Genomic DNA, 12,850 nt, shown 5'->3' with positions numbered 1-12,850 from the left:
CTCCCTGAGGCCCGCGAACGCAATCGCGGGCCCTTCTCCCGGTAACTTCTGCGAGACATTCCATGGCTAAATCATCGACGCCCAAGAGCGACACCACCAATGTAACGATTCACGATCAGACACTTGTTCGCGGTGAAGGCGGCGAACTCCATCAGATCGCCGGACCAGATGACGCGTTGCTGACGACGGCCCAGGGCGGCCCGGTTTTCGACGATCAAAACTCGCTCAAGGCCGGATCGCGCGGACCGACGTTGCTCGAGGATTTTCACTTTCGTGAAAAGATCTTCCATTTCGATCACGAACGGATTCCCGAACGCGTGGTCCATGCACGCGGTTATGCCGCGCACGGCTTCTTCGAAAATTACGGTTCACTGGCCAAGCATACCCGCGCAGATCTGTTTCAGCGCGCAGGCGAGCGAACCCCCGCCTTCGTTCGATTCTCGACGGTCGCGGGCAGCAAAGGCTCGTTCGACCTCGCACGCGACGTGCGCGGCTTTGCCGTCAAACTCTATACCCAAGAGGGCAACTGGGACCTGGTCGGCAACAACATCCCGGTGTTCTTCATCCAGGATGCAATCAAGTTTCCCGATCTGGTTCATGCCGTGAAGGAAGAGCCCGACAGCGCCTTCCCTCAGGCGCAGTCGGCGCATGACAACTTCTGGGATTTCATTTCGCTGACGCCCGAAAGCATGCACATGGTCATGTGGCAGATGTCGGACCGAACGATTCCCCGCTCTTTCCGCTTCATGGAGGGGTTCGGCGTCCATACGTTCCGCTTCGTAAACGCCAAGGACGAATCGACCTTCGTCAAATTCCACTGGAAGCCGAAGCTCGGTCTGCAATCGGTGCTGTGGAACGAGGCCGTCAAGATCAACGGCGCCGATCCGGATTTTCATCGCCGCGACTTGTGGAGCGCTATCCAGTCCGGCGACTATCCCGAATGGGAGCTGCGGGTGCAGCTGTTCAACAACGAGTTTGCTGACAAATTCGATTTCGACGTGCTCGACCCCACCAAGATCATCCCCGAAGAACTCGTGCCCCCCATCGCTATCGGCCGTCTGGTGCTGGACCGCATGCCGGACAATTTCTTTGCTGAGACCGAGCAGGTCGCGTTCATGACGCAGAATGTTCCGCCCGGCATCGACTTCACCAATGACCCGCTGCTGCAAGGCCGCAACTTCTCCTATCTGGATACACAGCTGAAGCGACTCGGCAGTCCGAACTTCACCCATATCCCGATCAATGCTCCGAAATGTCCGTTCGGACATTTCCAGCAGGACGGGCACATGGCCATGCGCAACCCGGTCGGTCGCGTCAACTACCAGCCGAATTCGTTCGGCGTAGGCCCGCGCGAGTCAACCGCCAAAGGCTTCAAGACATTTGCTGACATAGAGCAAGGCGCGAAGCGTCGGCTGCGCGCGGAGAGCTTTGCGGATCACTACAGCCAGGCACGGCAGTTCTTCATCAGCCAGACCAGGGGCGAGCAACACCATATTGCCGCAGCGCTGACTTTCGAATTGAGCAAAGTGAAGACACCGGTAATCCGCGAGCGCATGGTCGCGCATCTCCTGAACATAGATGAAGGACTGGCCAACAGGGTCGGCACCATGCTGGGTCTTCCGACGATGCCGAAGCCTGCTGACGCGGCGATGCCCACGCGGCAGGATCTGGCGGAGTCGCCAGCGCTCAGCATTGTCGCAAATGGCCCGCAGCGTTTCGAGGGCCGCAAGCTCGGCATCCTCGTCACCGACGGGGTCGATGCCAAACTGCTTGCCGCCCTGCAAGGCGCGGTGACGGAGGCCGGCGCAACATACGAGATCATTGCGCCAAAGGTGAACGGGGTTGAAGCCAGCGATGGCAGCCTGGTCGCCGCCGACCAGATGATCGATGGTGGCCCGTCCGTTCTCTATGACGCAGTCGCCTTGCTCCCGGCGGAAGCCGGAATCGACGACCTCTTGCAGGAATCAACCGCCCGCGACTTCGTCACCGACGCCTTTGCCCACTGCAAGTTTATCGGACATTCCGAGGCCGCCGAGCGGTTGTTCGCCAAAGTGGGAATCGCGGACGACCTCGATGAAGGCGTCGTTGCGCTGGGCAGCGCCGACGACGTGGCGGGCTTCATGGACAAGCTGGCCAAGCTGCGGCTCTGGAGCCGCGAACCGAGCGTCAAGATGCGCTGAAACGTGCAGTTGTCCGCCCTGTGTGCGGGCCGGCATAACTTTTGAGCAAAGCTTTCAGATCGAAGCAATGGCGCGGCATTTTATGCTGCGCCATTGCTATGTCTTGCAAGAATTCTCTGAGCCGCCGCAGCATTAGGGAATGACTTGGCCGCCGGTTATGCCCTAGGTTGCGCGGGCTATGCGCTGGTTCCATCTGCGCAGGCACGACGCAGGAGACTTCGACACCATGACCCGCCTGGAAATGACCCGCCGCACGGCGCTGCTGACCTCCGCCGCCATTGCCGCCAATGTCGCGAACCCGCTGCGCGCCTTCGCGCAGGAAACGCCCCGCAAGGGCGGCGTGTTCAATGTCCATTACGGTGCAGAACAGCGTCAGCTCAACCCCAGCATTCAGGCCTCCACCGGCGTCTACATCATCGGCGGAAAGATCCAGGAAGCGTTGGTCGATCTCGACGCCAATGGCCAGCCGGTCGGCGTGCTCGCGGAGAGCTGGGAATCCACGCCGGACGGCAAGACCATCACCTTCAAGTTGCGCAAGGGCGTGACCTGGCACGACGGCAAGCCATTCACCTCCGCCGACGTCCAATTCACCGCCATGAACATGTGGAAGAAGATCCTCAATTATGGATCGACCCTGCAGCTGTTCCTCACCGCTGTGGAAACGCCGGACGCACAGACCGCGATCTTCAAATATGAGCGGCCGATGCCGCTCGGCCTGCTGCTGCGCGCGCTGCCGGACCTCGGCTATATCTCCGCCAAGCACCTCTATGAGGGCAGCAGCGACATCCGCCAGAACCCCACCAACCTCGCCCCGGTCGGCACCGGCCCGTTCAAATTCGTCAAATATGAGCGCGGCCAATACATCATCGCGGAGCGCAACGAGAATTACTGGCGCCCGAATGCGCCCTATCTCGACCGCATCGTCTGGAAGGTCGTCACCGATCGCGCCGCGGCCGCCGCCCAGATGGAAGCCGGCGACATCCAGTACAGCCCGTTCACGGGTCTCACGATTTCCGACACGGCACGGCTGAGCAAGGACAAGCGTTTCATCGTCTCCACCAAAGGCAATGAAGGCAACGCGCGCACCAACACCATCGAGTTCAATTTCCGCCGCAAGGAGCTGGCCGATATCCGCGTTCGCCGCGCCATTGCGCATGCGATCAATGTGCCGTTCTTCATCGAGAATTTCCTCGGCGACTTCGCCAAGCTCGGCACCGGCCCGATCCCCTCGGTCTCCACCGACTTCTATCCGGGTCCGGACACGCCGCAATATGCCTATGACAAGAAGAAGGCGATCGCGCTGCTCGACGAGGCCGGCTTTAAGCCCGGCGCCGGCGGCACCCGCTTCTCGCTGCGTCTCCTGCCCGCGCCATGGGGCGAGGACATTTCGCTGTGGGCGACCTTCATCCAGCAGTCGCTCGGCGAAGTCGGCATTCCCGTCGAGATCGTCCGCAACGATGGCGGCGGCTTCCTGAAGCAGGTCTATGACGATCACGCCTTCGACCTCTCAACCGGCTGGCACCAGTATCGCAACGATCCCGCCGTCTCGACCACGGTCTGGTACCGCTCCGGCCAGCCGAAGGGCGCGCCCTGGACCAACCAGTGGGACTGGAAGAACGACGCCATCGACAAGGTGATCGACGATGCCGCCACCGAAATCGATCCGGTCAAGCGCAAGGCGCTCTATGCGACCTTCGTCAAGGAAGCCAACACCGAACTGCCGGTGTGGATGCCGATCGAACAGATCTTCGTCACGGTGATCACGGCCAAGGCGCGTAACCATTCCAACACGCCGCGCTGGGGATCGTCGAGCTGGCACGATCTTTGGCTTTCCGCCTGAGCCAAACTTCGCCACAATAGCCAGATGCGCATCCTGAGCCTTGCGGGGCGGCGGCTCGCCGCCTCGATACCCACACTATTCCTGATTCTGATCGGCGTGTTCCTGCTGCTGCAATTCGCACCGGGAGACACCGTCGATGCCATGATGGCGCAGATGGGCGGCGGCGATGCCGCGACCGCCCGCGAGCTGCGCAAGTTCTATGGGCTCGACCTTTCGATCCCGATGCAGCTCGGCAACTATCTGTGGCGACTGATCCGCCTCGATCTCGGCTTCTCCTCGATCTATGGCAAGCCAGTCGCCACCGTCATCCTCGAGCGGCTGCCGCCGACGATCCTGCTGATGACCGCGTCGCTGTCCTTTGCGTTTTTCTTCGGCCTGCTGCTCGGCGTCATCGCCGCACGCGGCGTCAACAAATGGCCGGACACGCTGATCTCCACCCTCGGCCTCGTCTTCTACGCGACTCCGTCGTTCTGGTTCGGTCTGATGGCCATCGTGGTGTTCTCGATCTATCTGCAATGGCTGCCGGCCGGCGGCTTCGAGGATATCGGCGCCGTACAGACCGGATTTGGCCGCACCATCGACATCGCGCTGCATCTGATCCTGCCGACGCTGACACTGGGCCTGATCTTCCTCGCGATTTATCTGCGCATCATGCGCGCCTCGATGCTGGAAGTGCTTAACCTCGATTTCGTGCGCACCGCGCGCGCCAAGGGCCTCGACGAGACCCGCGTGGTGGTGAAACACGTGCTGCGCAATGCGCTGCTGCCGATGGTGACGCTGATCGGTCTGCAGGCCGGCACCATGCTCGGCGGCTCGGTCGTGGTCGAAAGCGTATTCTCCCTGCCCGGCCTCGGACGGCTGGCTTATGAGTCTGTCGTGCAGCGCGATCTGAACACGCTGCTCGGCATCGTCTTCGTCTCGGCGCTTCTCGTGATCCTCGTCAACTTCCTCGTCGACCTTCTCTATGCGCGGCTCGATCCGCGTATCCAGGCGGAGGGCTGACGATGGACGCCGTAAAACGCTATTTCCGCAGCCCGGCAGCCGTCGTGGGCCTGCTGCTCCTGCTGGTGGTCATCGTGATGGCGATCACCGCGAGCTGGATCTATCCGCGCGATCCGCTGGCGCTGGCCGGCCGGCCGCTGATCTGGCCGTTCTCCAATCCGCGCTTCCTATTGGGCACCGATAATTCCGGCCGCGATATCGCGGCGCAGATTTTCTACGGCGCGCGCATCTCGCTGCTGATCGGCGGTGTGGCGACTGTCATCGCCGTCGTCATCGGCGTGCTGATCGGCGCTTTTGCCGGCTATTATGGCGGCTGGGTCGATACGGTCTTGATGCGCATCACCGAGGCGTTCCAGACGCTGCCGAATTTCGTGCTGCTGCTGGTGCTGGTCGCCGTGTTCGGCTCGACCATCACCACCGTCACCATCGCCGTGGGCATCGTGTCATGGCCGGCACCGGCGCGATTGACGCGCGCGGAATTCATGTCGCTGCGCAGCCGCGAATTCGTGCAGGCCGGGCGGACGCTCGGCATGAAGGACATTCAACTGATCCTCGGCGAGATCCTGCCCAATGCGCTGCCGCCGGTCATTGTCTATGCCAGCGTGGTGATGGCGCTGTCGATCCTGCTGGAAAGCGCCCTCGCCTTCCTGCGCCTGTCCGATCCCAATGTGGCGTCATGGGGCAATCTCATCGGCCTCGGCCGCGACGTGCTGCGCGTGCAGTGGTATGTCTCCGCGATCCCCGGCATCGCCATCCTGCTCACGGTGCTCGCGGTGTCACTGGTCGGCCAGGGCCTCAATGACGCGCTCAATCCGAGACTGAAAAGCCGATGAGCGCCGTGGACAATCCGATCCTCACCATCGACGGCCTCAGCGTGAAGCTGCCCAAGGGCGCCGACCGCTCGCATGCGCTGAACGGCGTCTCGATGGCGATTTCCGCCAATGAGATCGTCTGCGTGGTCGGCGAGTCCGGCTCCGGCAAGTCTGTCATGGCCAACGCCATCATGCGGCTGCTGCCCGGCGAAGTTGCCATCGATGGCGGCCGCGTGCTGTTCGAGGGCAAGGACCTTGCCAGCGCGTCGAATACCGAGATGCGCAAAGTGCGCGGCGCCGGGATCGCGATGATCTTCCAGGAGCCGATGACGGCGCTCAATCCGCTGCGCACCATCGGCGACCAGATCGGCGAGATGTTCGAGATCCATACCGAACTCTCCAAGACCGAGATCAAGGCACGCGTGCTGGGGCTGCTGCAGGACGTGCACATTCCCGATCCCGTACAGGCCGCGCGTGCCTATCCGCACGAACTCTCCGGCGGCCAGCGTCAGCGCGCGATGATCGCCATGGCGCTCGCTCTTGATCCGCGGCTGTTGATTGCCGACGAGCCGACCACCGCGCTCGACGTCACCACACAGGCGCAGATCCTGAAGCTGGTCAAGGAATTGCAGAGCCGCAGGAATACCGCGGTGCTGTTCATCACCCACGATTTCGGCGTGGTCGCCGAGATCGCCGACAGGGTCGTGGTGATGCAACACGGCAAGGTGGTCGAACAAGGCGCGGTCAAGGACGTGCTGACGAATCCGCAGCATCCCTATACGCAGCAACTGATCGCCGCGGTGCCGCCACTGACGGCGCCGCCGCCGCGCGCACTGTCCGACGACATCATCCTGACGCTCGACAACGTGTCGAAGACCTATCGCAATGGCGGCTTTCTCGGACGCGGCGTGCGTGTGACCCATGCGGTGAAGTCCGTCTCCCTGAAACTGCCACGTGGTGCGACGCTCGGCATTGTCGGCGAGTCAGGTTCGGGCAAATCGACGCTGGCCCGCTGCATCATCAGGCTGATCGATCCCGATGGGGGATCGATCGTGCTGGAAGGCAAGGACTGGGCGAAGCTCACGCGCGACGAGGTGCGCCGCGAGACCAGACACATCCAAATGGTGTTTCAGGACCCGTTCGCCTCGCTGAACCCGCGCCGCAAGGCCGGCGACCTCGTGGCGCAGGGTCCGATCGTACACGGTACGCCGCGTGCGCAGGCAGTGGCACAGGCGAAGGAGCTGTTCCGACTGGTCGGCCTCGATCCCTCGGCCATCGATCGCTTCCCGCACGAATTCTCCGGCGGCCAACGCCAGCGCATCGGCCTCGCACGTGCGCTCGCGCTGAAGCCCGACGTGCTGGTGGCCGACGAGGCTGTCTCGGCGCTCGACGTCTCGGTGCAGGCGCAGGTGCTGAAGATGCTGCACGAACTGCGCGAGCGGCTTGGGCTCTCGATCGTCTTCATCACGCACGATCTGCGCGTCGCCGCGCAGATCTGCGATCTCGTCGCGGTCATGAAGGACGGCGAAGTCGTCGAACATGGATTGGCCGGCGAGGTGTTCGGCAATCCGCAGCATGCCTATACGCAGGCGCTGCTGGCCTCGATCCCCGGCGGCGATTTCGCGCGCAGCCGGAAGCCGGTGACGGTGTAGCTCCATCCCTCATGGTGAGGAGCGCGCACTTGCGCGCGTCTCGAACCATGAGATGGCTAGGTTCCGAGCTCGCGCCCATCCTTCGAGACGCCGCTGCGCTGCTCCTCAGAATGAGGGCTGAGTGCGTGGCGTACGCTAAGCCATCTCCTTCGCGTCCCTTCGCCGGTACACCAGCAGCATGAACGGCGCGAGCAGGCGCATCAGGCCGTGGGCTGCGATCGGGACTGGCTCGGAGAATGGCAGCGCCAGTTCGCTCTCCGGCACACCGCGCACCACCTTCGAGAATTCATCGCCGAGCGCCACCGACAGCGCCACGCCGCGGCCGTTGCAGCCGGTCCAGCCATAGGCATTCGGCCCGAGCTTGTGCATGCGCGGCAGGAAGTCCGTGGTCATGCCGACATAGCCGTTCCAGACATAGTCGAACTGGACATCGCCTATCTGTGGCCACAGCCGCTTCAGACGTTCCGCGACCATAACTTTCAGCCGCTCCGTCTTGTCGCCGAGCCCAACGACATTGCCGCCGGTGACGAGGCGATTGCGCGCGTCGTAGCGCGCGAAATAGAGCTCACCATGCGTGTCGGACATCGACTGCCGACCGGGGATGATGGTCTTGCGCGCCTCGTCCGACAGCGGCTGCGTCGCCATCTGCCAAGACAGCACCGGCATCACCTCATTGGCGATGCCGGGCGAGAGCTGCTTGGAGAATTCGCCGGTATAGGCATTGGTGGCGACGATCAGGCTGCGCGCGCTGATCTCACCATTCTTCGTCTTGACGATCCAGCGATCGCCCTTGCGCTCGTAACTCGCCACCGGCGAGCGCGCATAGATGCGACCGCCCTGCTCCAGCACCACGCGCGCAAGACCGCGCGCCAGCGCCAGCGGATTGATATGGCCGCCGGTCTTGTTCCAGAAGCCGCCGAACCATGCATCGGAGCCGAGCAGCGTGCGCATCTGTTCGCGCGACAACAGCTCGACCGGCGCGCCATGCTTTGACCACTGCCGCACGCGGCGCTCGGCGATCTTGATGCGGCCCGGCGAATGCACCGGCTGAATCCAGCCATTCTGTTCAGCCTCGGCCTGGATCTGATAACGGCGCGTGAGGTCGAACAGGATCGAGGCGCTGTCGCGGATCAGCCCGACGAGGCGCTCGCCGGCGGCGCCGTAGCGCTTGATGATGTCTTCGGGATCGGGCCGCGACAGCGTCGGGATCACCTGGCCGTTGTTGCGCCCCGACGCACCCCAGCCGGGCTCCATCGCCTCGACCACGGCGACATCGACACCGGCTTCTCGCAGATGCAGCGCCGTCGAGAGCCCCGTGAAGCCGCCGCCGATGACGACCACATCGGCATCAACAGCGCCTTTCAGCTCGGGCAAGTCCGGACCCGGAGGCGTGACGCCGGCCCAGAGCGACTTCGGCCAGGGCACAGTTGCGGTATCCATCGTCACGCCTTTCTGCAGCATCAATCATGCATTGCGCCGCGCAAACCGAACATAACCGTTCTCTTGCGGCACCCCTGCATTCTGCATAGTTTACGGCCCTGATCCATTGCAAGGTAATGAGCACGTGACGCTGAAAAACATCGTTGGAATCGACCACGCCGTGGTCGTCGTCAAGGACCTCGACGCTGCTGCTGCGAACTGGAAGAGCCTCGGCTTTACGGTGTCGCCGCGCGGCACCCACAGCGCCAAGATGGGCTCCGGCAATTACACCATGATGCTCGGCCCGGACTATGTGGAGCTCTTGGGCGTGCTTAACGAGACCGAGCACAACGCGCCGACGCGGGCGTTTCTCGCCAAGCGCGGCGACGGTATCGAGCGCATCGCCTTCACCACCACCGACGCCGCTGTCGGCGCCGAGGAAATCCGCGCGCGCGGTTACACGCCGATCGGCCCGACCGATTTCGAACGCCCGGTGACGATGCCGGATGGCAGCCTGAGCGCGGCGAAATTCGCCACCTATCAGTGGCCCTATGAGGAAGCCCCCGGCGGCCTCCGCATCTTCGCCTGCCAGCACAAGACCCGCGAGACCGTCTGGATTCCCGAGCTGCAGGTGCATGCCAATACGGCGAAGCGCCTGAAGAAGGTGTTCATCGTCACGCCGGAGCCGGAGAAGGACGCACAGCATATGGCGAAGCTGATCGACGGCACTGCAAAGACGGAAGCCGACGGCGCTGTCGTCGTGCCGTCGGGCGGCGACCGCGCCGACTTTGTGTTCGTCACCAAGGACGTGCTTGCGAAACACTTCCCCGGCACATCGCTGGCCGGCATTCCCGAGCGTGGCGGCATTTCGCTGGTGTTCGGCGTGGCTGATATTGCAGCGGCCGAGAAGGCCGTTGGATCAGCTGGCAGCCGCAGCGATGTCGGCGTCGTCGTGCCGCCGAGCAAGGGCAACGGTGTGTTGCTGGCGTTTGTGAAGGATTGATCTTGCTTACCTCGCCCCGCTTGCGGGGAGAGGTCGACTTTCACTTGCGCGAGCAAGTGGAAGTCGGGTGAGGGGGAGCCAGTGTTTCACTCGCTGGCTCCCCCTCACCCGTCTCGAATGACCTTCGGTCATTCGATCCACCCTCTCCCCGCCTAGCGAAGCTTCGCTTCGCCGGGCGGGGCGAGGGACCTACGGCGCCCGACTCTTCACTTCACCCAAATCCCAGAACAGCCCCGCCATGATGTTCAGCGCCTCCTCCGTCACCGGCAGGAGAATGTGCTCATCGGGCGCGTGCTGCGAGCAGCCGGGATAGGAATGCGGCACCCACACGGTGGGCAGGCCGAGAATATCCGTGAACACGTCATTCGGCAGCGAGCCACCGAAATTCGGCAGCAGCGCCGGCGCGCTACCCGTGGTCTTGCGAACGGATTCGACGGCCCAGCCCACCCATGGATTGTCGATATCCGTGCGCGAGGCCGAAAAATATTGCGACTGGCTCACCTTGATGTCGGCGAAGCCGTTTTCAGCGAGATGCTTCTGAATGGCCGGCACGACATTTTCGATATCGGTGCCGACCACGAAGCGCAGCTGCAACACCGCGCTTGCCCTGCCGGGAATGGCATTGGCCGGATTATTGATATTGCCGGCATTGATCGCCAGCACTTCCAGCGTATTCCAGGCGTAGAGCCGTTCCGCCGGCGACAGGCCGTCCTCGCCCCAATTCTCGGAGAGTGCAGGCTCATCGGCCGACGGCGCGACGACCACATCGGCCAGCGCTGCGCGCACCTGATTGGAAATGCGCGGCGGCTTCAATGCGTCGAGCAGGATGTGGCCGTTGCTGTCGACCAGCGTCGCTATCGCCGAAGCGAGGATCGTCGCCGGATTGGCAAGCAGCCCGCCCCAGTTGCCGGAGTGATGCGCGCCGTCGCGCAATTCGATATCGAGATGGATGCGGCGGCCACCACGGCAGCCGAGGAAGATCGTCGGACGCTCGGCAGAGAGACGCGGGCCATCGGAAGCCAGAAACAGGTCGGCCTTCAGCGCATCGCGATGGGCTTCGCAGACCTTCGGCAGATCGGGTGAGCCGATCTCCTCGCCCATCTCGATGATGAACTTGGCATTGAAGCCCAGTTTGCCGCCGCGCGCTTCATGCACGGCGCGGAGGGCCGCGATGTTGATGGCGTGCTGGCCTTTATTGTCGGCGGTGCCGCGGCCATAGACGCGCTCGCCGACGGTGGTGCAGCGCCACGGATCGAGCCCGTCGCGCCACTCGCCTTCCATGCCGGGGACCACATCGCCATGGCCATACATCAGCACGGTCGGCAGGTCGTCGCTCTCATGATAGGTCGCGAGCAGATGTGGCCCGCGCCCCGACGGCGACGGGATGATGTCAGTCGTAAAGCCGAGCGCCGTGAAGGTCGGCGTCAGTTCCTGCTCAAGATAGGCGCGCAGATCGTCGGCGCGCTTGTCGCTCTGGCTCTCGGTCTTGTAGCCCACCATGCGATCGAGCGTGGCGAGGAAATCACCCGACGTGAACTGCGCGTTGACCCGCGCGATGGCATCGATCCGTGTCATCTCAGAGCGACGCCATCACGGCTTCGGCCTCGGTCAGCAGCCGGTCGGCATTTGCCTCGGTGAACACCAGCGGCGGACGAACCTTCAGCACATTGGCATGAGGGCCCGTCGCCGAGATCAGCACGCGACGTGCGCGCAAACCATTGACCACGGCAGATGCCGCAGCGGCATCCGGCTCCTTGGTGCTCCGATCCTTCACGAGTTCGACGCCCACATAGAGGCCCGAACCACGCACATCGCCGATCTGCTCATATTTCTTCGCCAGCGCATGGAAGCCGTCACGCAGGATCTTGCCGACGCGGAGCGAATTCTCGACCAGCTTCTCGTCGCGAATGACGTTCAGCACGGCCTGTGCGGCCGCCATCGCGACGGTATTGCCGCCGAACGTGTTGAAGTAGCGGTTGTCGCGGCCGAATTTCTCGACGATCTCCGGCAGCATCACAGCAGCAGCAACGGGGTAGCCATTGCCCATCGGCTTGCCCATGGTGATGATATCAGGCGTGATGCCGTGGCGCTGATAGCCCCACAGTTTCTCGCCGCTGCGGCCGAAACCGGACTGCACTTCATCGGCGATGAACACGCCGCCAGCCTTGTGCACGACATCGATCACCGGCTTCAGCACGTCCGTTGGATGCGAGAAGATGCCATCGGACGAGAACATCGAATCCGCAATAAAGGCGGCAACGCCGGCACCGCGGCGCTGCAGGTCGACGATCTGCTCGGACACTTTCTCCGCCATCCATGCACCAATCTTCTCCGGCGCGATGCGATAGGAATCCGGCGCCGGGACGCGGCGCACGAAGGTGCCGAGCGGCGAATACGGCCCGAGCGACGGCGAGAAGCCGGCAGTCAGCTCCGAATTGCCGTGATAGGCCTCCTCGGTGATGATGATGCCCTGATTGCCGGTGTGATGCTTAGCCATGCGGACGGCCAGATCGTTGGCTTCCGAGCCGGTGCAGGTGAACATCACATGCCGCTTCGGCCCGTCGAACGTGCCGAGCAGATCCTCGGCGTAATCGAGAATGCCCTTCTGGATGTAGCGCGTGTGGGTGCAGATGGTCTGCGCCTGCTGCGTGATCGCATCGACCACGCGCGGGTGGCAGTGACCGACCGACACCACGTTGTTGTAGGCGTCGAGATATTCGTTGCCCTCTGAATCATAGAGCAGCACGCCCTTGGCGCGCGCGACCTCGACCGGGTTGCTGTAGAACAGCCGGTAGGCTGGACCGAGCAGATCGCTGCGGCGCTTCACGAGCTCGCGGCTCTCTTCGGTGAGGCCGGTTGCCGTGGCGGGGTCGAAGCCGTTGACCATCTTGCCGCGCGGGGCGCTGGTGACTGCGGTCATGTTGTTGTTTCCTCTGGAAGCA

9 protein-coding genes are annotated in these 12,850 nt (G+C 63.2%); 6 read left to right on the top strand and 3 right to left on the bottom strand.

The window, feature by feature from the left end; all coding sequences use genetic code 11:
* Positions 1–62: 62 nt before the first annotated feature.
* The 5 genes from AB8B20_RS28595 (at position 63) to AB8B20_RS28575 (ending at position 7,486) form a co-directional block, all read left to right on the top strand.
* Complete coding sequence (locus AB8B20_RS28595; RefSeq protein WP_439070568.1) at positions 63–2,180, top strand: catalase; 2,118 nt, start codon at positions 63–65, stop codon at positions 2,178–2,180.
* A 226-nt stretch (positions 2,181–2,406) separates the two neighbouring features.
* Entirely contained in the window at positions 2,407–4,020 is a 1,614-nt protein-coding gene (locus AB8B20_RS28590) for an ABC transporter substrate-binding protein (RefSeq protein ID WP_315841036.1), read from the top strand.
* A gap of 24 nt (positions 4,021–4,044) precedes the next feature.
* A complete protein-coding gene (locus AB8B20_RS28585) occupies positions 4,045–5,022 on the top strand; it encodes an ABC transporter permease (RefSeq protein WP_439070567.1) in 978 nt (325 codons plus the stop codon).
* 2 nt (positions 5,023–5,024) lie between these two features.
* Positions 5,025–5,855 (top strand): ABC transporter permease, encoded by an 831-nt coding sequence (locus AB8B20_RS28580; RefSeq protein WP_068738869.1) that lies wholly within the window; start codon positions 5,025–5,027, stop codon positions 5,853–5,855.
* Entirely contained in the window at positions 5,852–7,486 is a 1,635-nt protein-coding gene (locus AB8B20_RS28575) for an ABC transporter ATP-binding protein (protein WP_439070566.1), read from the top strand. The genes AB8B20_RS28580 and AB8B20_RS28575 overlap by 4 nt, the downstream gene beginning before the upstream one ends.
* A 135-nt stretch (positions 7,487–7,621) precedes the next feature.
* Here AB8B20_RS28575 and AB8B20_RS28570 read toward each other — a convergent pair whose 3' ends face one another.
* The gene (locus tag AB8B20_RS28570; RefSeq protein WP_439070565.1) at positions 7,622–8,926 is read right to left on the bottom strand and encodes an NAD(P)/FAD-dependent oxidoreductase; all 1,305 of its coding nucleotides are present in this window, start codon (positions 8,924–8,926) and stop codon (positions 7,622–7,624) included.
* Positions 8,927–9,050: 124 nt separating this feature from the next.
* Here AB8B20_RS28570 and AB8B20_RS28565 point away from each other — a divergent pair, with 124 nt between their 5' ends.
* Positions 9,051–9,908: a VOC family protein gene (locus tag AB8B20_RS28565; protein WP_439070564.1), complete on the top strand. Its 858-nt coding sequence runs from the start codon at positions 9,051–9,053 to the stop codon at positions 9,906–9,908.
* Positions 9,909–10,097: 189 nt separating this feature from the next.
* Here AB8B20_RS28565 and AB8B20_RS28560 read toward each other — a convergent pair whose 3' ends face one another.
* Together AB8B20_RS28560 and AB8B20_RS28555 are read right to left on the bottom strand one after the other, a co-directional pair.
* The gene (locus AB8B20_RS28560; protein WP_439073722.1) at positions 10,098–11,483 is read right to left on the bottom strand and encodes a M20 family metallopeptidase; all 1,386 of its coding nucleotides are present in this window, start codon (positions 11,481–11,483) and stop codon (positions 10,098–10,100) included.
* A gap of 1 nt (position 11,484) precedes the next feature.
* Positions 11,485–12,828, bottom strand: coding sequence for an aspartate aminotransferase family protein (locus AB8B20_RS28555; RefSeq protein WP_439073724.1), 1,344 nt, complete (start codon positions 12,826–12,828; stop codon positions 11,485–11,487).
* Between the last annotated feature and the right edge of the window lie 22 nt (positions 12,829–12,850).

This window comes from Tardiphaga sp. 866_E4_N1_4 (assembly GCF_052076075.1).
In the GTDB taxonomy this organism is placed as follows: domain Bacteria; phylum Pseudomonadota; class Alphaproteobacteria; order Rhizobiales; family Xanthobacteraceae; genus Tardiphaga; species Tardiphaga robiniae.
The sequence above is the reverse complement of the archived record's forward strand: the minus strand, read 5'-3'. Positions and strand labels throughout refer to the sequence as shown.